Origin of the sequence: Brevundimonas sp. 374, from assembly GCF_900102995.1 — a bacterium.
GTDB lineage: Bacteria > Pseudomonadota > Alphaproteobacteria > Caulobacterales > Caulobacteraceae > Brevundimonas > Brevundimonas vesicularis_C.
In genome coordinates, this window is sequence record NZ_FNKT01000001.1 from 288,842 (window position 1) to 315,704 (window position 26,863).

At 66.7% G+C, this 26,863-nt stretch carries 24 protein-coding genes; 12 read left to right on the top strand and 12 right to left on the bottom strand.

Annotation, left to right across the window (positions count from 1 at the left end; translation table 11 throughout):
• Nucleotides 1-247 precede the first annotated feature (247 nt).
• Both BLR19_RS01385 and BLR19_RS01390 read left to right on the top strand, forming a co-directional pair.
• Nucleotides 248-1,024, top strand: coding sequence for a transferrin-binding protein-like solute binding protein (locus BLR19_RS01385; protein WP_143007320.1), 777 nt, complete (start codon nucleotides 248-250; stop codon nucleotides 1,022-1,024).
• Nucleotides 1,021-2,364, top strand: coding sequence for a surface lipoprotein assembly modifier (locus tag BLR19_RS01390; protein WP_091746338.1), 1,344 nt, complete (start codon nucleotides 1,021-1,023; stop codon nucleotides 2,362-2,364). The genes BLR19_RS01385 and BLR19_RS01390 overlap by 4 nt, the downstream gene beginning before the upstream one ends.
• A gap of 15 nt (nucleotides 2,365-2,379) precedes the next feature.
• On the opposite strand, the gene mutL is transcribed toward BLR19_RS01390, so the two are convergent.
• From mutL to plsY, 4 genes are all read right to left on the bottom strand, one after another.
• Nucleotides 2,380-4,263 carry a DNA mismatch repair endonuclease MutL gene (gene mutL, locus BLR19_RS01395; RefSeq protein ID WP_091746342.1) on the bottom strand — a complete coding sequence of 628 codons (1,884 nt, stop codon included), beginning with the start codon at nucleotides 4,261-4,263 and terminating at the stop codon, nucleotides 2,380-2,382.
• A gap of 84 nt (nucleotides 4,264-4,347) precedes the next feature.
• Nucleotides 4,348-6,972 carry a type I DNA topoisomerase gene (gene topA, locus BLR19_RS01400; protein ID WP_091746345.1) on the bottom strand — a complete coding sequence of 875 codons (2,625 nt, stop codon included), beginning with the start codon at nucleotides 6,970-6,972 and terminating at the stop codon, nucleotides 4,348-4,350.
• Between the two features lie 462 nt (nucleotides 6,973-7,434).
• A complete protein-coding gene (dprA, locus tag BLR19_RS01405) occupies nucleotides 7,435-8,508 on the bottom strand; it encodes a DNA-processing protein DprA (RefSeq protein ID WP_091746347.1) in 1,074 nt (357 codons plus the stop codon).
• Nucleotides 8,505-9,146, bottom strand: a complete 642-nt coding sequence (plsY, locus tag BLR19_RS01410; protein ID WP_255366363.1) for a glycerol-3-phosphate 1-O-acyltransferase PlsY — start codon at nucleotides 9,144-9,146, stop codon at nucleotides 8,505-8,507. Before plsY ends, dprA begins: the two co-directional genes overlap by 4 nt.
• 140 nt (nucleotides 9,147-9,286) lie before the next feature.
• Between plsY and BLR19_RS01415 the strand changes: the two genes are divergently transcribed.
• Complete coding sequence (locus BLR19_RS01415) at nucleotides 9,287-10,219, top strand: glycerophosphodiester phosphodiesterase family protein (protein ID WP_045811603.1); 933 nt, start codon at nucleotides 9,287-9,289, stop codon at nucleotides 10,217-10,219.
• 8 nt (nucleotides 10,220-10,227) lie between these two features.
• Here the strand turns inward: BLR19_RS01415 and pyrC are convergent, their stop codons facing one another.
• Genes pyrC through ruvX form a run of 4 tightly spaced genes read right to left on the bottom strand, consistent with a single transcriptional unit; the run spans nucleotide 10,228 to nucleotide 13,934 of the window.
• The gene (gene pyrC, locus BLR19_RS01420) at nucleotides 10,228-11,502 is read right to left on the bottom strand and encodes a dihydroorotase (RefSeq protein ID WP_091746352.1); all 1,275 of its coding nucleotides are present in this window, start codon (nucleotides 11,500-11,502) and stop codon (nucleotides 10,228-10,230) included.
• Nucleotides 11,499-12,482 (bottom strand): aspartate carbamoyltransferase catalytic subunit, encoded by a 984-nt coding sequence (locus BLR19_RS01425; RefSeq protein ID WP_091749021.1) that lies wholly within the window; start codon nucleotides 12,480-12,482, stop codon nucleotides 11,499-11,501. Before BLR19_RS01425 ends, pyrC begins: the two co-directional genes overlap by 4 nt.
• 52 nt (nucleotides 12,483-12,534) lie before the next feature.
• Nucleotides 12,535-13,458 (bottom strand): AEC family transporter, encoded by a 924-nt coding sequence (locus BLR19_RS01430; RefSeq protein WP_091746354.1) that lies wholly within the window; start codon nucleotides 13,456-13,458, stop codon nucleotides 12,535-12,537.
• Nucleotides 13,455-13,934 (bottom strand): Holliday junction resolvase RuvX, encoded by a 480-nt coding sequence (ruvX, locus tag BLR19_RS01435; protein ID WP_017506485.1) that lies wholly within the window; start codon nucleotides 13,932-13,934, stop codon nucleotides 13,455-13,457. Before ruvX ends, BLR19_RS01430 begins: the two co-directional genes overlap by 4 nt.
• A 74-nt stretch (nucleotides 13,935-14,008) precedes the next feature.
• Between ruvX and BLR19_RS01440 the strand changes: the two genes are divergently transcribed.
• From BLR19_RS01440 to gatB, 4 genes are all read left to right on the top strand, one after another.
• The gene (locus BLR19_RS01440; RefSeq protein ID WP_091746357.1) at nucleotides 14,009-14,554 is read left to right on the top strand and encodes a hypothetical protein; all 546 of its coding nucleotides are present in this window, start codon (nucleotides 14,009-14,011) and stop codon (nucleotides 14,552-14,554) included.
• A 95-nt stretch (nucleotides 14,555-14,649) separates the two neighbouring features.
• The gene (gene gatC, locus BLR19_RS01445) at nucleotides 14,650-14,937 is read left to right on the top strand and encodes an Asp-tRNA(Asn)/Glu-tRNA(Gln) amidotransferase subunit GatC (RefSeq protein ID WP_039247681.1); all 288 of its coding nucleotides are present in this window, start codon (nucleotides 14,650-14,652) and stop codon (nucleotides 14,935-14,937) included.
• 2 nt (nucleotides 14,938-14,939) lie between these two features.
• Entirely contained in the window at nucleotides 14,940-16,418 is a 1,479-nt protein-coding gene (gatA, locus tag BLR19_RS01450; RefSeq protein ID WP_091746360.1) for an Asp-tRNA(Asn)/Glu-tRNA(Gln) amidotransferase subunit GatA, read from the top strand.
• 2 nt (nucleotides 16,419-16,420) lie between these two features.
• On the top strand, nucleotides 16,421-17,914 hold the full coding sequence (gatB, locus tag BLR19_RS01455; RefSeq protein ID WP_091746363.1) for an Asp-tRNA(Asn)/Glu-tRNA(Gln) amidotransferase subunit GatB: 1,494 nt from the start codon (nucleotides 16,421-16,423) through the stop codon (nucleotides 17,912-17,914).
• Nucleotides 17,915-18,036: 122 nt separating this feature from the next.
• Here the strand turns inward: gatB and BLR19_RS14925 are convergent, their stop codons facing one another.
• The gene (locus BLR19_RS14925) at nucleotides 18,037-19,191 is read right to left on the bottom strand and encodes an RcnB family protein (RefSeq protein ID WP_255366364.1); all 1,155 of its coding nucleotides are present in this window, start codon (nucleotides 19,189-19,191) and stop codon (nucleotides 18,037-18,039) included.
• A 161-nt stretch (nucleotides 19,192-19,352) separates the two neighbouring features.
• The gene (locus BLR19_RS01465) at nucleotides 19,353-19,937 is read right to left on the bottom strand and encodes an RcnB family protein (RefSeq protein WP_091746366.1); all 585 of its coding nucleotides are present in this window, start codon (nucleotides 19,935-19,937) and stop codon (nucleotides 19,353-19,355) included.
• A gap of 316 nt (nucleotides 19,938-20,253) precedes the next feature.
• On the opposite strand from BLR19_RS01465, the gene BLR19_RS01470 reads away from it, so the two are divergent.
• A complete protein-coding gene (locus tag BLR19_RS01470) occupies nucleotides 20,254-20,559 on the top strand; it encodes a hypothetical protein (protein ID WP_039247692.1) in 306 nt (101 codons plus the stop codon).
• A gap of 8 nt (nucleotides 20,560-20,567) precedes the next feature.
• On the opposite strand, the gene BLR19_RS01475 is transcribed toward BLR19_RS01470, so the two are convergent.
• A complete protein-coding gene (locus BLR19_RS01475; RefSeq protein ID WP_091746368.1) occupies nucleotides 20,568-21,317 on the bottom strand; it encodes a polysaccharide biosynthesis/export family protein in 750 nt (249 codons plus the stop codon).
• 121 nt (nucleotides 21,318-21,438) lie between these two features.
• Between BLR19_RS01475 and BLR19_RS01480 the strand changes: the two genes are divergently transcribed.
• The 4 genes from BLR19_RS01480 to BLR19_RS01495 all read left to right on the top strand — a co-directional run bounded on the left by BLR19_RS01480 (nucleotide 21,439) and on the right by BLR19_RS01495 (nucleotide 25,929).
• Nucleotides 21,439-22,878, top strand: a complete 1,440-nt coding sequence (locus tag BLR19_RS01480; protein ID WP_091746371.1) for a GumC family protein — start codon at nucleotides 21,439-21,441, stop codon at nucleotides 22,876-22,878.
• Between the two features lie 47 nt (nucleotides 22,879-22,925).
• Nucleotides 22,926-23,627 (top strand): P-loop NTPase family protein, encoded by a 702-nt coding sequence (locus BLR19_RS01485; protein WP_091746374.1) that lies wholly within the window; start codon nucleotides 22,926-22,928, stop codon nucleotides 23,625-23,627.
• Between the two features lie 122 nt (nucleotides 23,628-23,749).
• Complete coding sequence (locus BLR19_RS01490) at nucleotides 23,750-25,414, top strand: FAD/NAD(P)-binding protein (RefSeq protein WP_091746377.1); 1,665 nt, start codon at nucleotides 23,750-23,752, stop codon at nucleotides 25,412-25,414.
• Between the two features lie 11 nt (nucleotides 25,415-25,425).
• Nucleotides 25,426-25,929: a DUF1543 domain-containing protein gene (locus BLR19_RS01495; RefSeq protein WP_091746380.1), complete on the top strand. Its 504-nt coding sequence runs from the start codon at nucleotides 25,426-25,428 to the stop codon at nucleotides 25,927-25,929.
• On the opposite strand, the gene BLR19_RS01500 is transcribed toward BLR19_RS01495, so the two are convergent.
• Nucleotides 25,930-26,862, bottom strand: coding sequence for a glycosyltransferase family 2 protein (locus BLR19_RS01500; protein ID WP_091746383.1), 933 nt, complete (start codon nucleotides 26,860-26,862; stop codon nucleotides 25,930-25,932). It abuts the gene before it with no gap.
• Between the last annotated feature and the right edge of the window lies 1 nt (nucleotide 26,863).

The following is a 26,863-nucleotide window of genomic DNA, read 5'->3' on the forward strand; positions in this document are numbered from 1 at the left end:
AGTGTTGTTCGTACGGGCGAACTCATGTAGCCCCGTCGGACAGGGGGAGAGTATGATTTCAAAGTTCAAAGTATCGTTGGTTGCGCTTATGGCAGGTGTCTCCCTTTCCGCCTGTGGCGGCGGAAGTGGAGGAGGGGGAGGTCCTGGAGGTGGTGTCGTGACGCCCCCGCCACCCCCGCCGCCTTACGCATCCAATTGCTCGGCTACGCCTTCTGCGCTTTCCTGCCAGTCTGGATCGATCCAGGTGGTGGGGCCTCAGGTCGGTGTTCGTTCCAACGGCGCATCGACCAATTCGGCGTATTCGTTATTTACGATCGATCGTCGTGGGACCAGCGACACCAGTGACGATGTCTACAGCTTCAGGAACCTCGACGGCGCGTCGGTTATAGACAAGCGCTACGCCAATCCGCAGAGCCGAAACGATGGGCTCGGCTCAGTGCGCGTCGCTACGAATGTGGTGCGTGACATCAACGGCGCACTTGTCCCTGGCGACAGCAGCACGCTGACCCTCTACGACATCACTTCGGTCCTTCAAGGCGGACTGGACTACGTCCAACTCGGACGAGTCTCACCCAATCCGGCGGGCGGCGCCTATACTTATTTCGCCGTCGGCCAGGTTCAGCCCACCATGATCATGCCGACCACGGGCACGGCACAGTATGAAGGCGGAACTCGCGGCCAATATATCAATGGCGCCGGCGTATCCTACGCTACCGCGAGCGATCTGAGCCTGACCGCGAACTTCGGCACTGGCGCCGTGACGGGTTCGGCTTCTAACTTCAGGATGATCGACGCAAACAGTGCGTCGGCGAGTCCACCCTACAGTCTGAATTTCAACATCACCGCCACCATCTCCGGCGCTTCGTTCTCCGGGGCAGCGACCGGATCGGCAATGACGGGCGCTGTCGATGGCGCGTTTTACGGTGCGGGCGCGCCGACTGAGGCAGCCCTCGGCTTCTCGCTGAACGAGACCGGCGGCGGCGGCGGAAAACTGGTTGGTGTCGGTGGCCTAAGAACAAGGTGACATCGCAGTCGTTTGGGCGATGTCTGCAACTCGTCGCGTTCCTGTTCATCGTCTTTCAGACTTCTCAGGTTCAAGCCGCGAGTGACACACAAAAGTCTGCTCCAGCCAATTCCGTGCCGATGCGCGATTTCGCCTCGTCCTTGGCTCAGGCTTTGGCGGAGGATGATCTCTGGTTGGCGTTGGCGTTCCTGGACGCCAGGCCGGACATTTCGGAGATTGCGGACGGCATTCGCCTGAAGGCAGCGCTACTGGCCCGGCTGGGACGAAATGACGAAGCGATGGCGCTTTTGGAAGGCTGGATGGCCGAGAACGGCGCCGATGCATTGGCGCGGTTCCAGGTCGGGGAAATCCATTTTGCCGCCGGCCGCCTTGGACCGGCGAGGCTGTCGTATCGTCTGGCGCTTTCGGGCGCGCTAGATCCGGTGCGCGCGAAGATCGTGCGGGATCGTCTGGCGGCGATAGAAAGTGCGCGAAATCTTCGCGTCTCGGTCACGGTCTCTGTGGCGCCGGACAGCAATTTGAATAGCGCTACCAGCGCCGGAACCATCGACGTGTTTGGTCTACCCTTCACGTTGTCGGAAGACGCGAGGCGGCAATCAGGCGTGAACGCGTCAATGGCTGCAGGGGTCGAGCGTAAATGGCTCATCAACGAGGCGTTTTCCATTCAAGGGGGAGGATCGTTCTCTATTCTGGAGGCACCAAACCGAGCCTTCGATCAGCAACAACTGAATGTGTTCATCGGCCCGGAACTTCGTTCCGGGATCAGACTCTCCATAAGCGCGGCAGTGACCTATCGGGAGATCGGCCTGGGCGGGAATCCCTTCGAATCGGCGCATGGGGTTCGTGTTTCGGGGACGGCGTATCTCGACGCAAAGACGGGATTTGCCGCTACGGCCTATATCGACAGGATCGATAATAGGTTCGGAGACAGCCTCGATGGTTGGAGCTTTGGCGGTCAACTCAGCCGTACGCGGTACCTCGGGCCGAATGCGCTGTGGCGGGCCAGCCTGACGACTGCGTCATATGATCTGGTCGGAGCGGAGGCGGACTACAGCCTCGTGCAGATTGCAGCTGGCCGGCTTACGTCCCTACCATTTGGCATATCAGCCTATGTCGAGCCCTATGTTAGGCGTCGTGCATTCGAGCGACCATCGACTGTGTTCGGCGTTCGTCGCGATGATCGCGAACTCGGCCTCACGCTAAGGCTTTCCAAGAGAGACCTGATTGTTCGTGGCGCCTTTCCTTACGTCCAAGGCGTCACATCAAGATCGTGGTCGAACGTATCGTTAGGCGATTATTCAAGACAGAGATTAGAATTCGGGCTGACTCGGGACTTCTAAAACAAGAGGGCTCCTTCACCTTCTCCCGAACAGCTTCTCCAGATCGTGCAGCTTCAGCTCCACATAGGTGGGGCGGCCGTGGTTGCACTGGCCCGAATGCGGGGTGGCTTCCATCTGGCGGAGAAGGGCGTTCATCTCCGGCGCCGAGAGGACGCGGCCGGAGCGGACGCTGCCGTGGCAGGCCATGGTGCCGCAGATGGCGGCGAGGCGTTCCTTGAGCGACAGGGCCTGGCCGTGTTCGGACAAATCATCGGCGATGTCGCGGATCAGGCCCTGAACGTCCGTATCGCCCAGCATGGCCGGGGTCTCGCGCACCAGGACGGCGCCGGCGCCGAAGGCCTCGACGATCAGGCCCATCTCGGCCAGTTCCTCGGCGCGGGAGGCGACGCGCTCGGCCTCGGCGGGGTCCAGTTCGACCACCTCGGGCGTCAGCAGGGCCTGGCGGGTCACGGCCCCCTCGGCCATCTGGGCCTTCATCCGCTCATAGACCAGCCGCTCGTGGGCCGCATGCTGATCGACGATGACCAGACCATCGCGGGTCTGGGCGACGATATAGTTGGCGTGGAGCTGACCCCGCGCGGCGCCCAGCGGGTAGTCGAGGGGGTCGTGAGGCTGAGTGGCGAGTGGCGAGGGGTGAGTGGCGAGGTCGCTGTCTTGAGTGGGTTGCGACGGCCATGAGGGGCCGTCCCATGACGGCTCGACGCGGGCGCTGCGTTCGTTGAGGCCGGGCAGGACTTGCGCGGCGGGCTGGGACCAGCCGGTCCAGCCGCTGAACCCTTGCGCCGACGGGGCGCTGGGGCTGTGGGCGGGGCCGGATGCGACGCCGGTGTGGGGCTGGAAGCCGGAAAGCGCGTCGGCGGCGACGGTTGTGCTGGCGCGGTGGCCGGCGGCGTGGAGCGCGTGGCGCAGGGCGCCGACGATCAGCCCGCGCACCAGGGCCGGATCGCGGAACCGGACCTCGGCCTTGGCGGGGTGGACGTTGACGTCGACATAGAGCGGATCGATGTCGAGGAAGAGGACGGCGGCCGGGTGCCGGTCGCGCGCCAGGAAGTCGGCGTAGGCGCCGCGCAGGGCCCCTTGCAGCAGCCGGTCCTTCACCGGGCGGCCGTTGACGAACAGATACTGATGCGCCGCATTGCCGCGCGAATAGGTGGGCAGGCCGGCGTAGCCGCTCAGGCGCACGCCGTCCCGCTCTTGATCGATCAGCAGGGCGTTGGCCTCGAAGTCGCGGCCCAGCAGGGCGGACAGCCGCTTCAGACGGCCTTCGTCGCCCGGATGTTCGGCGGGCAGGCGCAGGGTGACCTTGCCGTCCAGTGACAGGGTGAAGGCGACGGCCTCGTGCGCCATGGCCTGGCGCTTGATCTCTTCGGAGATGGCCATGGCCTCGGACCGCTCGGACTTCATGAACTTGAGCCGGGCGGGGGTGGCGTAGAAGAGGTCGCGCACCTCCACGCGTGCGCCGTGCGGGCCTGGGAAGGGGGCGGGGGCCAGGGGACGGGTCTCGCCACCCTCGACCGTGATGGCCCAGGCGTCGGTTTCGTCGCGGGATCGGGTGGTGATCGACAGGCGGGCGACCGAGCCGATGGAGGGCAGGGCCTCGCCCCGGAAGCCCAGGGTGTGGATGCGCAGCAGGTCCACGTTGCCGGCGTCGTCAGGCTCCAGCTTGGACGTGGCGTGGCGTTCGATGGCCAGCGGCAGTTCCTCGCGCGGAATGCCCTTTCCGTCGTCGGCGATCAGGATGCGCGACAGGCCGCCGCCGTCAGCCTGGATCTCGATGTTGCGGCCGCCGGCGTCCAAGGCGTTCTCGACCAGTTCCTTGATGGCGCTGGCCGGCCGCTCGACCACCTCGCCGGCGGCGATGCGGTTGACGGTTTCGGGGGAAAGGCGGCGGATGGGCATAAGCAGGCGAAGATAGGGCGCGGGGGGGATTCGCGCCATGAGGCTTCGTCTCCTCCCCACGTCACGGGGAGGAGACATTAAGCATCAGTCTTCGGTCTTGGACTTGGCGGCCTTCTTCGCCGGAGCCTTCTTGGCGGCCGGTTTCTTGGCGGCGTCCTTTTTCGGAGCGGCGGCCTTCTTGGCGGGCGCCTTCTTCTTGGGCGCGGCGCCGGCCTTGGCGGCCAGAAGAGGCAGGGCGTCTTCCAGGGTCAGATCTTCGGGCGCCGTGCCCTTCGGCAGGGTGGCGTTGATCTTGCCGGACTTGACGTAGGGCCCGAAGCGACCGGCCATGACGTGGATCGGCTCGCCCGTTTCCGGATGGGCGCCCAGGTCCTTGAGCGGGGCTGTCGCCGCGCCACGACCGGGACGACCAGCGCGCTTCTCGGCCAGCAGGGCCACGGCGCGGTTCAGGCCGACCTCGAACACCTCGTCGATGTCCGAGACATTGGCGTAGGTGCCGGCGTGCAGGACGAAGGGTCCGTAACGGCCCAGGCCCGCCGTGATCATCTTGCCGTCCTCGGGGTGCACCCCGACCTCGCGCGGCAAGGCCAGAAGGCGCAGGGCCTGGTCCAGCGTCAGCGAAGCCGGCGACCAGCCCTTGGGCAGGGACGAGCGTTTGGGCTTGTCGCCCTCGGGCGGCGTGATTTCGACGTAGGGGCCGAAACGGCCGATCTTCAGCTGGACCGGCTGGCCCGTTTCCGGATCGACGCCCAGTTCGCGGTCGCCGCTCTCGGCCGAGCCGTCTTCAGCCGACGGGCTGGCGACGGGGCGTGTGTATTTGCACTCCGGATAGCGATCGCAGCCGATGAAGGCGCCGAAGCGGCTGGTCTTCAGGCTGAGTTGGCCCTGATGGCACAGAGGGCATTCGCGCGGGTCGGTCCCGTCGCCCTTGTCCGGGAAGATATGGGCGCCCAGGCTTTCGTTCAGGGCGTCCAGAATGGCCGTGGTGCGCAGTTCGCCGGCGGCTTGCGTCGCGGCGTGGAAATCCTGCCAGAAGTTGCGCAGCAGCACCTTCCAGTCCAGCTGACCGGCCGAAACCTCGTCGAGCTGGGTCTCCAGCGCTGCTGTGAAGTCGTATTCGACCCATTTTTTGAAGAACTGCTCCAGGAAGGCTGTCACCAGCCGTCCCTTATCCTCGGGATAGAAGCGGTTCTTGTCGACGCGGACATATTCGCGGTCGCGCAGGGTCGACAGGGTCGAGGCGTAGGTCGAGGGGCGGCCGATGCCCAGCTCTTCCAGTTTCTTGACCAGGGTGGCTTCCGAATAGCGCGGAGGCGGTTCAGTGAAATGCTGGTCGGTGCGGATGGCGTCGACCTTGGCCTTGGCGCCTTCCTTGAGCGCGGGCAGGCGGCTGGTGTCGTCGCTCTCGTCGTCTTCGGCGCCCTTCTGCTTTTCGTCGCGGCCTTCCTCATAGACGGCGAGGAAGCCGTCGAAGGTGACGACCTGGCCGGTGGCGCGCAGACCCGTCTGGCCGTCGGCGGTCTCGATGTCGACGGTGGTGCGGTCCATCCGGGCCGCCTCCATCTGCGAGGCGACCATCCGCTTCCAGATCAGTTCATAGAGGCGCTGAAGATCGGATTCGAGGCGCAGGCTGTCGGGATGGCGCGCGATGTTGGTCGGCCGGATCGCTTCGTGCGCTTCCTGAGCATTCTTGGCCTTGGTCTTGTAATAGCGCGGTTCTTGCGGGACGAAGGCCGGGCCGAACGCCTGGCTGATGACCTCGCGCGCTTGGGCGATGCCCTCGGGCGTGGTCTGGACGCCGTCGGTCCGCATATAGGTGATCAGGCCGCCGGTTTCGTCGACGCCCTCATACAGTTTCTGCGCCGCTTGCATGGTGCGTTGGGCCGAGAAGCCGAGCTTGCGCGCCGCCTCCTGTTGCAGGGTCGAGGTGGTGAAGGGCGGGGCCGGATTGCGACGGACGGGCTTCTTCTCCACCGCATTGATGGTGAAGTCGCCGGCGGCGATGGCCGCGCGTGCGGCGGCAGCCGTGGCCTCGTCCTTGATGTCCAGACGCTGGATGCGCTTGCCGGCGTGCTTGACCAGGCGAGCGGTGAAGGGCGGACTGTCGGCGCTCAGGTCGCCCTCGATGGACCAATATTCCTGAGCCTTGAACTTCTCGATCTCCATCTCGCGATCGACGACGATGCGCAGCGCCACGGATTGGACGCGGCCGGCCGAGCGCGCGCCCGGCAGCTTGCGCCACAGGACCGGCGAGAGGGTGAAACCGACGAGGTAGTCCAGCGCGCGGCGGGCCAGATAGGCCTCGACCAGCTCCATGTCGATCTGGCGCGGATTGGCCATGGCCTCGAGCACGGCGGACTTGGTGATGGCGTTGAAGGTGACGCGTTCGACGTGGGTGTCCTTCAGCGCCTTCTTCTTGTTCAGCACTTCCAGCACGTGCCAGCTGATGGCTTCCCCTTCGCGGTCGGGGTCGGTCGCCAGGATGACGCGGTCGGCGCGCTTGGCGGCCTCGGCGATTTCGGACAGGCGTTTGGCGCCCTTGGCGTCGGCCTCCCAATGCATGGAGAAGTCGTCGTCGGGCAGGACCGAGCCATCCTTGGATGGCAGATCGCGGACGTGGCCGTACGAGGCCAGGACCTCATAGTCCGAGCCCAGATACTTATTGATGGTCTTGGCCTTTGCGGGGCTCTCGACGATGACGAGGTTCATAACGGTCCGGTCTAGGGAAGGGGCGCGAACGTGGTTGGAGCGGAGCCGTGAGTCAATCGCACCTGTCGTCTTACACCTCTAGATAGTGCTTTCAGCCAACCAAGGTTGTGTTAGAGTCTTGCTCAGGTTGTCAAAATAGCTTTCAGAGGAGGTGTGGCGGTGACTAGAATGCATCCCAGGCAAGACGAGCGCGGTGGCGGCAACGCCAAGCCTTTGGCAGTTAGAGAGTATATAGGCAGCATGGCGCTGGAAATGGCTCGGCTAGCGCGGGACGAGGGCGACATGCGGCTGGCAAACTTATTGGAACAGGCGGCAGGCGTGGCGGGTCATCCGGCAACCTAAAGCGAAATCGGTTGAATAGGACGCAGTCCAACTCAGCTCAGATCTCGCTCCAGAATTATATTGAACCTGATTCACTGTATCAGCGGCTCGCGAAGCGAGTCCTCTTCAACCAATCAGACTCTAGAGTGAAGCCAGGCCGCCGGGCAGCAGGTCGGCGCGGCCGGTTAGGCTGAGCTCCAGCAGAGCGGCGGCGACTTGGGATGCCGGGGCGTTCAGGGCGCGGGCGATCTCGTCGCGCGGCGTCGGGGTTGGCGACAACAGGGCGGCGACGCGGTCGAGGAAGGCGTCGTCGATGTCGCCGTCGAATCGCATCGGATCGGCAGGCGGCTCGCGCAGGGTGCGCAGGGTGTTGAAGGCGCGGTCGATGTCCTCGATCCCCTCGCACAGGATGGCGCCCTGGCGCAGCAGTTCGTTCGGACCGCGCGCGCGGGGATCCAAAGGCGAGCCAGGCACGGCGAAGACATCGCGACCCTGTTCGGCGGCGAGACGGGCGGTGATCAGGGAGCCGGACCGGACCTCGGCCTCCACCACTACGACGCCGCGCGACAGGCCCGAGATAATGCGGTTGCGGCGCGGGAAGTCGCGCGCCTGGGCGCGAGCGCCGACCGGGCTTTCGGAGACGACGCAGCCTTGTTCCGTCAGGCGGGCGTAGAGGTCGGCGTGTTCGGACGGATAGATGTCGTTCACCCCGCCCCCCAGGACCGCGACGGTCCCGGTCGCCAGGGCGCCTTCGTGGGCGGCGGCGTCGATGCCGCGCGCCATGCCCGAGACGACGATATGGCCGGCCTGACCGAGTTGCTGCGCCAGACCGCGTGCGATCCGCTGGCCGCCCGCCGAGGCGATGCGGGCGCCGACGATGGCGACCGAGGGCTGGTTCAGCAGATCGACGCGACCGCGCGTCCACAAAATCGGCGGCGGCGGATCGAGCGCGGCCAGCATTTCGGGATAGTCGGGATCGCCCAGCACCAGCAGGCGGGCGCCGATGGCGTCGCCGGCGGCGATTTCGCGTTCGACCGTCTCAATGGGAGGCGGAACGGAGGCGGCGCCGGACTTGCGCACCAGATCGGGCAGGGCGTCCAGCGCGCTGGCGGCGGAGCCGTAGCGGCCGATCAGTTGGGTGAAGGCGACGGGGCCGATGCGGTCGGTGCGGGCGAGCCGCAGCCGGGCGAAGCGTTCGGCCGGGTCCAGGCTCACGCCTTCTTGGCCCCGATGCGCGGTTCTTCGCCCTTCAGCAGCCGGGCGATGTTCTGGTGATGTCGCACCCAGATCAGGACGGCGGCGAAGACGGTCAGGGCGAGGATGGGCAGGCTGACCGGCAGGCCGACGAGGGCGAGCGGCAGAAGCGCCAGCAGCGGCGCGGTCGCCGAAGAAACCAGGGCCGCCAGCGACGAATAGCGGAACAGGAAGGCGCAGAGCAGCCAGACCGCCCCCGCCATCAGGCCCAGCGGCCAGGCGGCGGCCAGCAACAGGCCGTAGAAGGTGGCGACGCCCTTGCCGCCCTTGAAGCCCAGCCAGACAGGAAAGAGGTGGCCCAGGAAGGCCGCGCCGCCGGCGATGGCGCCGGCCAGTTCGCTGCCGAACAGATGACGGGCGATCAGCAGGGCGACCGCGCCCTTGCCGGCGTCCAGCAGCAGGGTGGCCAGGGCCAGATCCTTGCGGCCGGTGCGCAGGACGTTTGTCGCGCCGATGTTGCCCGAGCCGATGTTGCGCACGTCGCCGGCGCCGGCTGCACGCGTGATCACCACGCCGAACGGAATCGAGCCGAGCAGATAGCCGCCCAGCGCCACCAGCGCCAAGGTCCCGAGAGCCAATGTCTCGGAATTTTGGGCCACTAGATCCTGCACGTTGATTCGCTCCCCGCGTGTCGTTGCGGCAAAATGCGTCGCGGGGCGGTCGGGAGCAAGGGCGATCCGACCTCTTGACCCGATGATCGGCGCAGCGTTTGGTCCGCGCGTCTTTCCGGAGCCGATCCATGACCCGTATTTCCGCCGCCGCCGCGACCCTGCTGCTGCTTTCGACGACAGGTTGCGTGGGTGCGCCGCCGATGGCGTCTGCGCCGTCGTCGGGGCCGGCGATGGCGGCCTATTTCGACTGCGTGCGGGACGGCGGCGTGGCGATCTCGGCGCACCGGGCGGTTTCGGCTCTGGACCAGCCCGAGAACTCCATCGCCGCCATCGAGGCGACGGGCCGGGCGATCCCCAATGCGATCCTGGAGCTGGACGCGGTCCTGACCAAGGACCGGCAGCTGGTTCTGATGCACGACGACACCATGGACCGGACGACCACGGGACGCGGGCGGGTCGCGGACCTGACGCTGGCCCAGGTGAAACAGGCGCGGCTGAAGGCGTCGAACGGCGCCCTGACGCGCGCTGCGCCGCCGACGCTGGGCGAGGCGCTGGACGCCGCCGGACGCGTGGGCGCGATCGCCAGCATCGACCTGAAGCCGGCCGACGGCGAGACCACGGTCGATCTGGCGCGAGCGGTGATCGATCAGGTGCGCCGGTCGCGGGCCGGCAACCGGGTGATCCTGATCACCTATAATGACGCCGATGCGCGGGCGGTGGCGGCCATGGCGCCGGAGATGATGATCTCGGCCGGGTTAAGCGGCGTGGATAAGCTGAGCGGGCTGAACCCGGCGCAGATCCTGGCCTGGACCGGCACGCGCGAGGAGCGTCCGGCGCTGTGGCGCGCCCTGCGCGAGGCCGGCGTCGAGGTTCAGTTCGGCACATTGGGCGCCGAGGGCGTGCGCCGCGACGATCGCTACGCCGCCGATGGCGACGTGTCGGAATACCGCGATCTGGTGCGCCAGGGCGTCACCGTGATCGCCACCGACACGCCGCTGGCCGTCAAGTCGGTGCTGGGCGCCGAGGTGGCCAAGGCCGCGACGTGCGCGCGGCCGCGCTGATCTGAGCCTTAGAAGACCTTGCGACCGCCCACCCAGGTTCCGATCAGCTTGCCCTGAAGCCTGCGGCCGTCGAAGGGCGAGTTCTTGGACTTGGAGTGAAGGGCGTCGGCGTCGATGATGACGGGGGCGCTGGCGTCGAACAGGATGACGTCGGCCGGCGCGCCCTCGGCCAGGACGCCCGCGTCGAGGCCGAGCAGGGCGGCGGGGCCCTGGGTCAGCGGACGCAGCACGTCGAGCAGGTCCAGACCGTCTTGGTGATGCAGGGTCAGGGCGGCGGGCAGCAGGGTCTCCAGGCCGATCGCGCCGGGTGCGGCCTCGGCGAAGGGGCGGCGCTTGTCCTCGGCCGGAGCCGGGGCGTGGGCCGAGGTGATGACGTCGATCAGGCCCTCGCGCACGGCCTCGATCAGGGCCTGGCGATCAGCCTCGGAGCGCAGCGGCGGGTCCAGCCGGTAGAAGGTGCGATAATCGCCGATGTCCACCTCGTTGAAGCACAGGTGGTTGATCGAGACGCTGACGGCGACCTCCAGCCCCTTGGCGCGGGCGCGGGCCAAGGTGTCCAAGGCGCCCTCGGTCGAAATCTGATCCACGAGGAACCGCGCGCCGGTCTGTTCGACCAGGGCCAGGTCGCGCTCCAGCCCGATCCGCTCGGCGATGGCGGGGCTGCCGGAAAGGCCCAGGCGCGTGGCCAGTTCGCCCGAGGCGGCGACCGCGCCTTCGGTCAGCCAGGGGTCGGCCGGGCGGCAGGCGATCAGGGCGTTGAAGGCGGCGGCGTAGCTCATCACCCGTTGCAGGGTGCGGCTGTTGACGATGACCTTGTCGCCGTCGGTGAAATAGAGGGCGCCCGCCTCGTCCATCAGGCCGATCTCGGCCATGCGCTGACCGTCCAGGGCCTTGGTCGCGGCGCCGGCGGCGCGGACGTTGACGAGGTTCAGCGCCGCGCCGCGCCGCTGGATGAAGTCGATCATGGCCGGGTCGTCGACGGCGGGATCGGTGTCGGGTTGGACCACGATGGTCGTCACACCCCCGGCGGCGGCGGCCAGGCTGGCGGACTTCAGCGTCTCCTTGGGCTCGGCGCCCGGTTCGCCGGTCTTGACCCGAATATCGATCAGGCCGGGCGCGAGGCACAGACCGTCAGCGTCGATGATCTGATCCGCCGCCAGATCCGGCGTCGGGCCGTGGATGACGCGGCTGATGCGGCCGTCCTGGATCAGCAGGCCGCCGGGGCCGTCGTAGTCGGAGGCGGGGTCCAGCAGACGGGCGTTGATGATGGCGACGGTGGTCATCGGACGTCTCCCCAACGGGCGGAGAGGGAGGCCAGCACGGCCATGCGGGCGGCGACGCCCATTTCGACCTGATCCTGGATCAGGGAGACGTCCAGGTCGTCGGCCACGTCGGAATCGATCTCGACGCCGCGGTTCATCGGCCCGGGGTGCATGACCCGGGCGCCGGGATTGGCCCAGGCCAGCTTCTCGCGATCCAGGCCCCAGAAGCGGAAATATTCGCGGGTCGAGGGGACCAGGGCGCCGGCCATCCGCTCCAGTTGAAGCCGCAGCATCATGACCACGTCGCAGCCCTTTAGACCCTCGCGCATGTCATGGAAGACCTCGCAGCCCCAACGATCGGCGTCGCCGGGCACCAGGGTCGGCGGGCCGATCAGGCGGACACGCGCGCCCATCATCTGCAGCATGGCGACATTGGACCGCGCCACGCGGCTGTGGGTGATGTCGCCGCAGATGGCGACGGTCAGGCTGGTCACATCGCCGAAGGCGCGGCGCATGGACAGCAAATCCAGCAGGGCCTGGGTCGGGTGTTCGTGGCGGCCGTCCCCGGCGTTGACTACGGCGCAGCCGACCTTCTGGCTCAGCAGCTCCGCCGCGCCCGAGGCCGAGTGGCGGATGACCAGAATGTCGGGCTTCATGGCGTTCAGCGTGACCGCCGTGTCGATCAGGGTTTCGCCCTTCTTCACCGAGGAGGCGGCGACCGGCATGGTGACGACGTCCGCGCCCAGCCGCTTGGCGGCGATCTCGAATGAGGAGGAGGTGCGGGTCGAGTTCTCGAAGAACAGGTTCACGACCGTGCGGCCGTGCAGCAGGTCCAGGGCCTTGGATGACTGGCGATTGAAGTCGACGAAGGCGTCGCCCAGATCCAGCAACTGCGGCGTCACATACGGATCGAGGTCCGATGCGGCCAGGAAGTGCGGTTTCGGGAACGGAACCAGCCGGTCGCGGATGGTCTGATCGGTGACTTGAGCGGGCTGGGTCATCGAGACGCGGCTATAGGCGGGAGTCGCTCCCATTGCCAGTGTGCGGCGCCAGTCAGGTGAAGTGGAATAGGGCCAGCAGGATGGGAATGACCACGGCGCTGCCTACGGTCGTCAGGGCGATGACGCCGGCGATCAGGGGCGCGTCGCCGCCCATCTGACGCGCCAGGATGTAGGAGGCGGCCGAGCCGGGCGCGGCGCCGCAGATCAGGGCGATGCCCTGCGCCAGGCTGTCGCCGCCCAGGGCCCAGGCGATGAACCACATCAGCGGCGGCATGATCCCGAGTTTGACCAGGCTGACAGCGGCGATGGTGGTGCGGCGGCGTTTGACTTCGGCGAAGGACAGACCCGCCCCGGCGACGATCAGGCCCAAGGGCAGGGCGGCGGCGCCCAGCAGGTCCATCGCATCCGACAGGCCAGGGATCAACGGCACGCGCAACAGATTCAGCGCCAGGCCGATCAGGCAGGCCAGCAGGATCGGATTGGCCAGCATCGACTTGGTCAGGCCGACGACCGACGGCTCGCGGCGCAGCGAACCCCATTTCGCCAGCACGGCGACGCAGGCGATGTTGGTGACGGGAATGATGAAGGCGATGGCGACGGCGGCCACCGCCGTGCCTTCCGAGCCATAGACCGACTGGATCACCGGCACGAAGACGAAGCTGTTCCAGCGGATCACGCCCTGAAAGACGCTGGTGTAGGCCGGGCCGTCCAGGGTGATCAGGGGCTTGGACGCCAGGGTCGCGGCCGCCACGATCAGGGTCGCGCCCACCGCCGCTGCGCCTGCTACGGTCGCCCCGCCGCCGGCGAGGTCGGCGTGCCAGATCGCGGGGATCAGGAAGCTGGGATAGAAGATGTTGATCGACAGCTTCTCGATCGGCCGCCAAGCCTCGTCAGGCAGGAAACCGGACTTTCTGAGGCCGTAGCCCAGGGCGATCATCAGAAAGACCGGCAGGACGCCGGCGATCAGGGCCGTCAAACCCAGGTCGCCTGGTCCCGAACCCGATCCAGCGCCCCTTGCAGGATCCAGGCGGCGGCGGTGCGGTCCACGACCTGGGCGCGGCGTTTGCGGTTCAGGTCCAGATCCTCGATCAGGAAGCGCTCGACCGCGCTGGTGGACAGCCGCTCGTCCCAGAAGGCGATGTTGACGGGCCGCAGCCGCTCCAGATTGCGGGCGAAGGCGCGGCACGACTGGGCGCGCGGGCCTTCCGTGCCGTCCATGTTGGCGGGCAGGCCGATGACCAGGGCCGAAACCTTGCGATGCGCCATCAGCTTGAACAGGTGTTCCGCTTCCTGCGTGAACTTGGACTTGCGGATCAGCTCTAGCGGCGAGGCGATCAGGCGCGTGGAATCCGACACGGCGACGCCGATGGTCTTCTCGCCCAGATCCAGCCCCATCCACGGCGTGTCGGGCGGGCAGGCGGCGGGCAGGTCGAGGAGGTCGAGGACGGGCACGGCCTGCGGTTAGGACTGGCGCGGGCCGAAGTCAAAGGCGATGGTGACGATGAGCGACAGGAAAGGACGATGACATGCGCACGGCGACAGCGGTGATGACGGCTTTCGGGCTGGTGCTGAGTGGGTGCGGACAATCCGATGCGCCGGCCAAGACCCCGGCCGCACAGGATACTCAGATCGCGGCAGCCGCGCCGACGCCGGCCTTGATCACACGCGCAGTCACGCCCCCGACCACCAAGCCGGTCGGGCCTGCCGAACGGCGCGCGGCCGCTGCACGCGAAGAGATCGGCACGGCGGCCGACGTGTCGCAGTTGCAGGCCCTGCCTGAGCAGAGCGCCAAGGTCTTCAGCCTGTCAGGCGGCGATCCGGCGGTGAACGGTCTGGTGACCTATTTCGCCCTGTTCGGCGGTTCGGCCGAGGGCTGGCGCGCCTATCCACTGGGCGACTATGCCGAATGGAAGGTCGTCGAGGCGAAGGCCGGGCGCGTGGTCCTGGCGGTGCGTCAGGACACGGCGGGGCCGAACGGCGACATCCTGAAGGTGGAGCGGACGGTTCAGATCGACTTCCCCCCGAGCGGCGAGACGCCGCCGGACGCAGTGTCCGTCAGCACGACGCAGTAAGATCACGCCTGACGACGGGCGGCTGATCCTTGTGAATCCCAGTGCGGGCGGCTAATCCGACCGCTTCGTTTTCATTTTGTGTGTTGGAGGGCCGCATGGCCATCGACGCTGCGACGGTGCGCAAGGTCGCGCATCTCGCCCGCATCAAGACCCCCGAGGACCGGCTGGAGCCGCTGGCGCAGGAGCTGAACGGCATCCTGGCCTGGATCGAGCAGTTGGATCAGGTGGATGTCGAAGGCGTGGAGCCGATGACCTCGAATGTCGCCCAGCCGCTGCGCCTGCGCGACGACGTCGTCACCGACGGCGCCAAGGTCGATGCGGTCCTGTCGAATGCGCCCAAGTCGGCGGACGGCTTCTTCGTCGTGCCCAAGGTGGTCGAATAGTCATGAGCGACCTGACCAAACTGACCCTGAAGGGCGCCGTCGACGGGCTGAAGGCCAAGGAATTCTCCTCGGCCGAAATCACCCAGGCCTTCCTGACCAGTATCGAGGCCGCGAACCCGACGCTGAACGCCTATGTCGAGGTGACGGCGGACAAGGCCATGGACATGGCGCGCGCGTCGGACGCCCGCATCGCCTCCGGCGAAGCCGGAGCGCTGGAAGGCGCGCCGCTGGGGATCAAGGACCTGTTCTGCACCGAGGGCGTGCAGACGACGGCCGGCTCCAACATGCTGCGCGGCTTCACGCCGCCCTATGAATCGACCGTCACCGCCAACCTGTGGCGCGACGGGGCGGTCATGCTGGGCAAGCTGAACATGGACGAATTCGCCATGGGCTCGTCCAACGAAACCTCGGCCTTCGGTCCGGTAAAGAACCCCTGGAAATCAACCGGCTCGAACGCCGATCTGACGCCGGGCGGATCGTCGGGCGGTTCGGCTTCGGCCGTGGCGGCCGACCTGTGCCTTGCCGCCACCGCATCGGACACCGGCGGCTCGATCCGCCAGCCCGCCGCCTTCACCGGCACGGTCGGGATCAAGCCCACCTATGGCCGCGCCAGCCGCTTCGGCATGGTGGCCTTCGCCTCGTCGCTGGACCAGGCCGGGCCGATCACCAAGACGGTCGAGGACGCGGCCCTGCTGCTGCAATCCATGTGCTCGTTCGACGTCAAGGATTCGACCAGCCTGGACATCGCCACGCCCGACTGGACCCAGTCGGTCGGCAAGTCGGTCAAGGGCCTGCGCATCGGCGTGCCGCGCGAATATGTCGTGGACGGGATGCCGGCCGAGATCCAGGCCCTTTGGGACCAAGGCGTGGCCTGGCTGAAGGACGCCGGCTGCGAGATCGTCGAGATCAGCCTGCCGCACACCAAATACGCCCTGCCGACCTACTATATCGTGGCGCCGGCCGAGGCCTCGTCGAACCTGGCTCGCTACGACGGGATGCGGTTCGGGCATCGGGCGCAGGATTTCAAGTCGCTGGACGATCTGTACGCGACCTCGCGCGCCGAAGGCTTTGGCAAGGAGGTCCAGCGTCGCCTGACCATCGGCGCCTATGTGCTGTCGGCCGGCTTTTACGACGCCTACTACGTCAAGGCGCTGAAGGTGCGTCGCCGCATCGCCGAGGACTTCGACAACGTCTGGGGCCAGGTGGACGCCATCCTAACGCCATCGACGCCGTCGGCCGCCTTCGCGCTGGGCGACAAGCAGATCGATCCGCTGACCATGTATTTGAACGACGTCTTTACGGTGACGACCAATCTGGCCGGCCTGCCGGGCATTTCGGTGCCGGCGGGCGTGGACGCCGGCGGCCTGCCGCTGGGGCTTCAGGTCATCGGCAAGGCGCTGGACGAGGCGACGGTCTTCCAGGTCGGCGCCGCGCTGGAACGGGCGGCGGGCTTCACGGCCAAGCCGGGCAAGTGGTGGTGAGCATGAGCGACAATACCAAGACCATCAAAGGCCGCACCGGCGATTGGGAAATCGTCATGGGCCTGGAAATCCACGCCCAGGTGGCGTCGAAGGCCAAGCTGTTCTCCGGCGCCGCCGTCGGCTTCGGCGCGGGGCCGAACGAGCAGGTGTCGCTGATCGACGCGGGCTTTCCCGGCATGCTGCCGACGCTGAACAAACACTGCGTCGAACAGGCGGTGAAGACGGGCCTGGGCCTGCGCGCGCAGATCAACCGCCGCAGCCAGTTCGACCGCAAGAACTACTTCTATCCCGACCTGCCGACCGGCTATCAAATCAGCCAGCTCTATTACCCCATCGTGGGTGAAGGCGTGGTCGAGGTGGAGGCCGAGGACGGCAGCTTCTTCAACGTCGGCATCGAGCGGCTGCACCTGGAGCAGGATGCGGGCAAGCTGATCCACGACCTGTCGCCGACCGAAAGCTACGTCGACCTGAACCGGGCCGGCACGGCGCTGATGGAGATCGTGTCGCGTCCGGACCTGCGCACGCCGGACGAGGCGGTGGCCTATGTGAAGAAGATCCGGACCATCCTGATCTATCTGGGCACCTGCGACGGGGACATGGAGAAGGGCAATCTGCGGGCCGACGTGAACGTGTCGGTCTGCCGGGCCGGGAACTACGACAAGTTCAAGGAGACGGGCGACTTCGGCTATCTGGGGACGCGCTGCGAGATCAAGAACGTCAACAGCTTCCGCTTCATTTCTCAGGCGATCCAGTATGAGGCGCGCCGCCAGATCGAGATCCTGGAGGACGGCGGTTCGATCACTCAGGAGACGCGCCTGTACGACCCGACGGCCGGCGAGACGCGCTCGATGCGGTCCAAGGAAGAGGCGCAGGACTATCGCTACTTCCCCGATCCCGATCTGCTGCCGCTGGATCTGGAAGAAGCCTGGATCGCCGAGATCAAGGCGTCTCTGCCCGAGCTTCCGGACGACAAGCGCAAGCGCCTGATGGCCGACTATGGCCTGTCGCAATATGACGCCATCGTGCTGATCTCGGAACAGGCGAAGGCCGACTACTTCGAAGCCGCAGCCAAGGGTCGGGACGCCAAACTGGTCTCCAACTGGGTCACCAACGAGGTTTCGGCGCGCCTGGCGGCCGAGGGCAAGGACTTCAGCCAGAACCCGCTGCCGGCGGCGCACGTCGCGCAGCTGGTGGAATTGATCGAGACGAATGTCATCTCGTCCAAGATCGCCAAGGAGGTCTTCGATCACGTCTGGAACGGCGAAGGCTCGCCGGCCGAGGTGGTCGAGAAGCACGGCCTGAAACAGGTCACGGACACCGGCGCCATCGAAAAGGCCGTGGACGAGATCATCGCCGCCAATCCGGACAAGGCGGCGGCGGTGGCTGAAAAGCCCCAGGCAATCGGCTGGTTCGTCGGTCAGGTCATGAAAGCCACGGGCGGCAAGGCCAATCCGGCGGCGGTCAACGACATCCTGAAGGTCAAGCTGGGGCTCTGATGCTTGGGGGCTGCGGCCCCCAAACCCCCGGCTTGTCGCTAACGCTCGCGACGCGGTCGCTCGCTGCTTGAGCGACAAACTGCACGATAAAGGCCCGGAGATTGCTCTCCGGGCCTTTGTTCTTACCAGCGCCAGGCGTCGCGGATGACGTCGATAATATAGCCGTCGTATTCGTCGATCAGATACAGGGTGTTGTCGACCGAGACCCAGCGTGTGCCCTCCGGCGGATAGCCCAGGCCGTAGGTGCGCCAGTCGTTCAGCTGATAGCGCCAGAAAACGTCCGGCAGATACTGGCCGACCGACCACGACCGACCCCAGTAGGAGCGCGGCACGCTGTAGTAGCCCCAGCCTGGCGCGAAGTAGAAGCCGACGCGCACGCCGTTGTAGCCCCTGAAGCGCCGATCATTGCGCCACCAGTCCGAGCGGTGGTCGCGATAGAAGTCGCGCCGCCACTGATCGCCGTTGAAGCGCTGGCGGAACTCGCGGTGCTGACGGTCGCGGTCACGGCCGTAGTTCCAGCCCGAGCCCGGACGGTCGGGACGGTTCCAGCCGTTTCCGGGACGGTCGGGGCGTTGACCGCCCGCATTTGGGCGGTCGGGCCGATCAGGGCGGTTCCAGCCGCCTTCGGGACGATCTGAACGTTGGCCGCCGGTGTTCGGGCGATCAGGGCGGTTCCACCCGCCTTCGGGGCGATCGGGACGCTGGCCTCCGGTGTTCGGGCGATCAGGGCGGTTCCACCCACCTTCGGGGCGATCGGGACGCTGGCCGCCGGTGTTCGGGCGATCGGGACGATTCCAGCCGCCTTCGGGCCGGTCTGGCCGCTGGCCGCCGGTGTTCGGACGATCGGGCCTGTTCCAGCCGCCTTCGGGTCGGTCGGGACGCTGGCCGCCTGTGTTCGGACGATCGGACCGGTTCCAGCCGCCTTCGGGACGATCCGGACGTTGGCCGCCTGTGTCTGGATGATCGGGCCGGTTCCAGCCGCCTTCAGGCCGGTCGGAGCGTTGGCCGCCGTCATTGGGGCGTTCGCCACCTGACGGGCGCTCCGGACGGGGCGTGTCGTTTGCGGGTCGGCTGGGACGTTCGGGGCGAGGCTCGCGAGCGCCGTCTTCCCGCTCCGTCATCGGACGTTCCGGCCGGTTCATGCCGCGCGAACGAGGTTCTCGCTGCGGCTGCTCCTGCTGAGCCTGGTCCTGTTCCTGGGCGAGGGCCTGCAGTGGAGCAGCAAGCGGGCCGGCGACGGCGGCGATGGCGGTGAAAGCCAACAGGAGGCGTTTCATGGTCTTGGTTCCTGCACGCCGGGTCTTCGGCGGCTTGAGGCGATCATCGATCCGTGGCGATGAACCCAGGCTGAACACTGTTCGCGATCAAGGGGCTGTTCGAAAAAGCAGAACCCCGCAGGCAAGACCTGCGGGGTTCGATCGTCCGCTTATGACGGGGCTTAATAGACGCCCGAGAGGACGCTGGCGATCAGGCCGCTGGCCACGGCGATCAACAGGATGTCGTTGCCGGCGTGGACGTAGCGATAGCCGCGCGGCGCTTCGCGAAGGCCGTAAACATAGGGATCGCGGACGTAGTAGTTGCGATACTGGTAGGGCAGGTATCCTCCCGTTCGCCAGCGATAGCTGCTGTAGCGCGGCTCGACCCGATAGTAGCCATAGCTGGGGGCGTACCAGTAGCCCGCACGCGGACCGTTGTAACCGCGGAAGTCCGAGCGCCCGCGCCACCAGTTCCTGTTGTTGCGGTCCCAGCGGTCGTTGCGCCAGTCGCGGCGGTCGTCACGGCGTTCCGCAAAATAGTCACGGCGGTCGTCGCGACGGTCACGACGATAGTCCTGACGGCTGTCATAGCGACCGTCGCGCCAGTCGCGGCGATCTTCCCGACGTTCCTGGCGGAAGTCGCGTCGGTCGTCACGGCGATCCTGACGATATTCGCGGCGATCGCGGTCCTGGGCCTGGACGAGCATCGGCACGGCCGTGGTCGACAGGGCGAGGGCGACGACGGCGGCCTTGGTGAGGCGGTTCATCTTCGTGCTCCATTCTGGGCCGCCGACGGATGTGCCGATCCGACCCGTTAATGATGAGCAAGGTCGGATTTCACGCCTGAATGCCCGCTGAACAATCGCGTCAGGTTTGCGGTGCGCTAATCGTGTGCGGAGGTGAGGCGTAAACGAGAGATTTCCGAGAGATTTCCGAGGTCTGAATCACGTTGGAAGTATTCATTATTGCTTTACTGAAAAATCCGGGCGAGGCTTTTCGCCGTTAACTTTAACTTCAAACCACCGGTATTTGATGGCGTCTCAGAGGCGGGCCCAGAATGGCGCCCGATCAGGAGATACGGTGATGAACGCGCAAGAAATGGCGCACGACCTGCAGGCCCACGACGACGGCCTGCCGCTGCCGACCCCGGACATGTCCGGCGACGACCTGTTCAAACTGGGCATGATGTATTCGGCCGGATCGGGCGGCTGCCCGATGGACCGGGTGTCGGCCCACATGATCTTCAACCTGGCGGCCATGAAGGGTTCGATCGAGGCGCGCGTCTATCGCCGCGAGATGAGCCTGGAGATGGAACGCGAGGAGATCGCCGAGGCCCAGAAGGCCGCGCGTCGCTACATCGACCAGGGCGTCGTTCAGCTGGTCGCCTAAACGCCCATCTAGAACTGGGCGTAGCCGTTGCCGTTCGATCCGTTGATCGAATAGCTGAAGCCGATAGGCAGGGCGGCGCGCACCTGGGTGAAGAAGGCCGCCAGTTCGCCCAGCGTCGAACGCGGCACGAACACGATGTCGCCACGCCGCAAGGGCACGACCTCGCCGCGACGCGGACGCAGGTCCACCACGCGTATCATGCGCGATCCACCCGGACCGCGACGGATCAGGGCCACGCTGTCCTGACGCGACGTCGGGGCGAACCCGCCAGCCTGGATTACCGCCTGATAGGCGTCCAGATCGCCGATCATTTCGAAGACTCCCGGGTTGCGCACCTCGCCATCGACCCAAACGCGGATCGGCCCGGCCTGGCGCAGGGTGACCTCGACAACAGGGCGCACCAGTTGGGACGCATAGGCCGCCGAGACGACCTGCTGAAGCTGGGGCAGGGTGCGATCCGCCGCCATGACCGATCCGATCAGGGGCAGGGCGATGCGACCATCGGGACCGACCTTGAGCGTGCGCGTCAGCTCGGAGGCCGTCGGCGTCGCCACCTCGATCTCGTCGCCGGGGTACAGCAGATATTCCGGCTCCTGGTCCGTCCAGGGGGCGAAGGGCAGGCCGGCGAGCTCGTCGTAGGGCGACCGGTCGGCCCGCCGAGGATCGGGAACGCCGCCGGCCCCGCTGCAGGCCGCCAGCGAGGCGGCGATGGAGGCTGAACCGAGGGTCAGCAGAAACAGGCGGCGATCGGTCAGCATGGGAATCGGTCGGCCTCGACGAGGGATATCAGGCAACGTCGCCGGTTATGGGTAATCATCGGTTAACGCCGGTGGGCGAAGGGTGAGGACTAAACGCCTTTCAAGGGATTCGGCCCGCCCGATGCGCTCCACCGCACACGTCACCACAAGGCCGCGCTACGGCGTTCTGGACGTGATCGGCCTGTTGTTCCGCGAACTGCTGCTGATGATCGTCGTATTCGTGGTGATCCTGGGGCTGGGGTTCGCCGCCGTCATGACCTTGAAGAAGAGCTACACCGCAACCGGCTCGGTCTTCGCAGGCGTGGGTCAGGAATACGTTTATCAGCCGCGCGTCGGCACGGCCGAGCGGGGCCAGGCGCCGCAGGGCGACGAGGTCGCCAACTCCGAAGCCGCCATCCTGGGCTCCAGCGCCGTGCGCCAGAAGGTGGTCGAGGCCCTGGGCCCCGCCGCCATCCTGGGCGAGCAGCCCAAGGGCAGTCCGCAGGCCGCGCGGTCCGCCGCGCTGAAGGCCGTCGGCGGCGGCTTGGGCGTCGCCACGGCGCCGGGTAGCGCGGTCATCCACCTGACCTACAAGGCCGACGATCCCGAACGGGCGGCCCGGGTCCTGAACACGATCATCGAGCAATATCTGACCTACCGCCGCGAGGTCTTCCAGGACAAGACGCCGGCCATCGCCAGCCAACGCATCGCCTTCGAGGATGAACTCGGCAATGCGGATCGGGCTTATGAGGCCTTCCTGGCGTCCAATGACATCGGCGACTTCACCGCGGCCAAGGCGACGCTGGCGGCGACCTATCAGACGGTCTTCACCGATCGGATGTCGACCCAAAGTCAGCTGAACCAGACCGCCCAGCGCCTGAACACCCTGGTGGCGCAGCAGGCGGGAACACCGGCTGAGGTGGCGTTGCAGCAGGATCTGAACATCTCGGCCCAGGACCAGGTGCTGCAACTACGCACCGAGCGCGAGCAGCTGTTGTCGCGCTATCAGCCCGACGCCCAGCCGGTGAAGGACATCGAGGCGCGGATCAATCAGCTGCAAGCCTATGTCGCGACCGGCACGGCCGTTGGGGCGAAGGAGGTCCGCACCGGGCCGAACCCTGTCTGGACCGAGCTGGAAACCACGCGGATCAACACCCGGGCTGAGCGCGACTCGCTGGCGGCGCGTCTGGCGGTCCTGGATCGGCAACTGGCCGACATCCGTTCGCGGCAGGCGCGGTTGACCGCGCTGGAATCCGAGAACACGACCTTGGCCGGCAATCGCGAGGTGCTGAGCGCCTCCATCCGAGAGTTCCAGCAGCGCGAGACCCAGAGCCGCGCCGACAACGCCCTGGTCGCCGCCGGCGCCGACAACGTCACCGTCATCGAACGCGCCCAGCCGCCGGCGACGGGCAAGAGCCTGAAAATCCCACTGCTGGCGGCGGTCTTTCTGTTCGCGGGTTTCACCGCCCTGTGCGTCGGGTTGTTGCGCGTGTTCACGCGTCGCGGCTTCACGACCCCGGCCTCGGTCAGCCGCACGCTGGATATGCCGGTCCTGGCCGTCGCGCCGGCCAAGGCGGCCTAGCGAAAGTCGTGCTAGGCTGAGGGCTTAGGGAGCGCCTTGGCGATTCGATGGTCGACCTGACTTCAGAAATGGCGGGCCTTTGGGCGGCGCTGGGACCGGCGCCGGCGCACCGCGCGCGCGTGATCCAGTTCGCCTCCGCTGCGACCGGCGAGGGCGTCTCGACCGTGGCGCGCGAGTTCGCCCGTCTGGCGGCGGTGCGGGCGCGCAAGCCCGTCTGGCTGATCGATGGCGATCTGGCGCAACAGGGACAGTTGGAGGCGGTGTCGGCTGAGCCGGATCGTTTCGGTCAGGTCGGCAAGGCCGCGCAAGGCTCGCCCGACGGATCAAGCTTCTACGCCGTGACGCCGCGCGTGACCGGGCGCGACGGCAAGCCTGTGCCGGATTCGCGGCTGTTGACCGCGCGTTCCTGTCTGGGCGGTCGCCTGTGGGTGACGCATTTCCATATGGAGGCGCTGCGATCCGGGCACCGGGTCGAGGCGGTCGGAGAGCCCCGCTACTGGGAGGCGCTGCGGCCCCACGCCGACACCATCGTCATCGACGCGCCCGCCGCAGACCGCAACGACATGGCGATCATCCTGGCGCCCTTCGTGGACATGACGGTTCTGGTGATCGCCGCCGAAAGCACGGCCGCCCATGCGCCGGTCATCCTGCGCGACGAGATCGAGGCCGTCGGCGGCAAGATCGCCGGCGTGGTCATGAACCGCTCGACCTACAAGGCGCCGGGGTTCCTGCAGCGGCTGATGGGCTGAAGCTGCTTGCGAAGCGGACATTTCTGGTGTCCGATTTCGCACATTCGGCAAGAAAATGAAGCGGTTGCGTTGAAATCGAGCGCGGATGCGGCGCCTTTGCGTGCGTCGCGCATTGTGTGGCCATGACAAAGTCCGTCGCATTCGTCGGCGCGGGGCCGACGACGCTTTACGCCCTTCATGCCCTTATGACTCAAGGCGTCGTCTCGGCGCAGGTCACGGTGTTCGAGGCGCGCGAGACGGCTGGCTGCGGCAGCCCCTACAGCCCGGACTGGAACAACCTGGCGATGTTGTCCAACATCGCCAGCATAGAGATTCCGACGTTGCAGGACACGTTGGCCGACTGGCTGTCGGCACGCACGCCCGCCGAACTGGCAGAGCTGGACGTGGATGGGACGTCGTTCGATGAGCGCACCTTCGTCCCGCGTGTCGCCTTGGGGCGATATTTCGAAAGCCAGTTCGCCACCCTGGTTCAGCAGGCCCGCGCAAAGGGCGTTCTCATCGATGTGCGGACGGGATGCCGGGTCATCGACGCGGCGAACCGCAAAGATGGGATCGAGCTGACCTTCACGTCGCCGCCGTCGCAGAAGGTCGCCAAGGCTGTGTTCGACCATGTGGTTCTGGCGACGGGTCACCAGTGGCCGTCGCGGCCGGACGCCCAGCCCGGATATTTCCTCAGCCCATGGCCTGCATCCGACCTCGCGGATGTTCCGGCGACACGCATCGGCATTCGGGGGTCGTCGTTGACGGCCATCGATGCGGCCGTCGCCTTGGCCACGTCGCACGGGAACTTCGTTCGGCGGGACGATAGGCTGATCTATCAGCCCGCGCCGGATACCGAAGATTTTCACATCGCCATGATGTCGCGAAAGGGGCTGCTGCCCGAGGCGGACTTCTATTTTCCGCTGCCGCATGGCCCGCTGACCTATTGCACGCCCGAGGCTGTCGCTGCGGCTGTGGCGCGCGGCCCTGACGGGCTGCTGGACGCCGTGTTCGACCTGTTTCGAACCGAGCTGATCCATCTGGACCCTGACTATGCTGCGGAGACGGGACTGCATGACGCGACGCTGGAAACCTTCGCCGAGGCCTATTTCGCTCGCCGCGCGGCGGTCGATCCGTTTGTCTGGGCCGCCGCGAACCTGAAGGAGGCGCAGGCGAACCATGCCGCACAGGTGACCGTGGCCTGGCGCGACGGCATCCTTCGCATGCACGAGATCGTCGCCGTCATCGTGCCGCATCTGGACAGCGCCGAGTTCGAGCGGTTCAGCCGCGCCTTCAGGCCGATCTTCGTCGATATCTACGCCGGCGTGCCGCACGAATCGATCGAGCGGATGCTGGCGCTGCACGCCGCCGGACGGCTGAACGTCATCGCCTTGGGCGATGATCACGACGTCGATACGCGTTGTCCCGAAGGCGGGGCTCGCGTCACGATCAACGGTGAAACGCGTCATTATCCGATCTTCATCGAGGCGACGGGTCAGGCGGCCCTGAGCGGCATCCAGTTTCCGTTCCTGTCGCTGCTGGAGCAGGGGATCGTTCGAGATCAGGTCGCCAACGATGCGCCCGACGTGGTCCGGGGGATTGCGGTCGATGACCTTTTCCGGCCGGTCGATGCGCCTCTGCCGATGGATCGGCTGTTCTGTCTCAGCCTGCCGTTCATCATGGGGCGGCATCCCTTCGCGCAAGGGATCACCAGTTCGCACGAAATGGGCGGGATCGTCGGTCGGCGACTGGCGTTGATCCTGAGTACCGCAAAGCCTGCGGTCGATCTTGCCGATACGGCGGCCTGACGCGAGGACGAATGAAGCTGTTTGCGATCTACATCGGCGGGGAGCACCCCGGCGCCAATATCGAGGTGCACGATATGCGGTTCCTCGTCGCCCCGACGATTGAGGCGACGAAAGAGGCCTTGCTGGCGCAGTGGTGGGGACGCGAAGGGACGTTGCACATCGATTGCTGGTCGGAGATTTCGCAGGCGGACGGCTATGAGATCAGCCTGTCGTCGACGCCTTATGAGGGCAAGGAAAGGCTCTACTACGTCAATCTGGGCGGCTACGACGGGGTGGCGTTCGCCGAGCAGCACCGCAATGTCTTCGTCGTCGCCGACAGCCTGCCGGCCGCCAAGGCGCGGGCGATCAAACGGGCCAAGGGTTGGACGGACGCGCATCGCGACGAGATGTATGAGGCCGAACAGGCGTTCGCGCTGGACGACGTTGCAGGCGCCGAGCGTCTTTACATCCACCTCAAGCCTAGCCTGATGAGCGGCGATCCTGACTTCACCTGCCGCTACATGCCGCTCCGCTGATCAGGCCGTGGGGCGCTTCAGTATCACCGCGCCGTAGAGTTTCGGCTCGAAGGCTTTGGTCCAGAAGACCTTGCCGAGACCACGCGCGCAGCGGTCGTAGGTGTGGGCGCGGTTCGAGCGGCGAAAGAGGGCGGCCAGCAGCGATGCGGCGCCCCAAATCCCGGTCTGGGCCAGCCCGACCACCATCCATTTGACAACGCCGGGCCAATCGCCGCGGTCTGCGGCCATTTGGGTCGGGCTCTGGCCATAGGCGAAGGCGCGGGTCAGGGCGTAGGTCAGCGTGGCGCGGTGGGGCGGGGCGAACTCATCCACCCAAGCCTCGGCGGCCCAGCCGAAGCGGCCGCCGCGCGCCGACAGGGCGGTGAACAGCCGGTCGTCCTCTCCGCCCGTCTCGTTCATGGCGACATCGAACGGGGCCTCGCCGGGCAGGGCGGTTGCGCGCACCATCAGACTGTTGCCGCAGCCGTGGATGTTGTCGGTCAGGCCGGTTTCGCGCGGGCCGTCGCGGCCAAAGAAGCGCTCCAGATAGGCGGTCGTCCAGCCGGTGTTTTCCGGCACCCGCCCGCGAATGGGGCCGAAGACGACATCGGCGCCGGTCTGGGCTTGGGCGTTCAGCAGGGCTGCGAGCCAGCTAGCCGAAGCGGCTTCGTCATCGTCGAGAAAGGCGATCAGGGGCGCGTCGGTGGCGGCAAGGCCGATGTTGCGCGCCGTCGCCACGCCGGGGATGGGGGCGTGGGCATAGGTCAGGGACACGGGCGCCTCGGCGCGCAACCGTTCGATCAGGGGGGCGGCCGATCCGTCGGGGTCGTTGTCGGCGACGACGATGGCGGCGACGCGGTGCAGCGATCCGGTCTGGCCGAAAACGGACCGCAGGGCCCGCTCCAGACTGTCCGGGCGGCGCAGGGTCGGGATTATGACGGCGACATCGCGCATG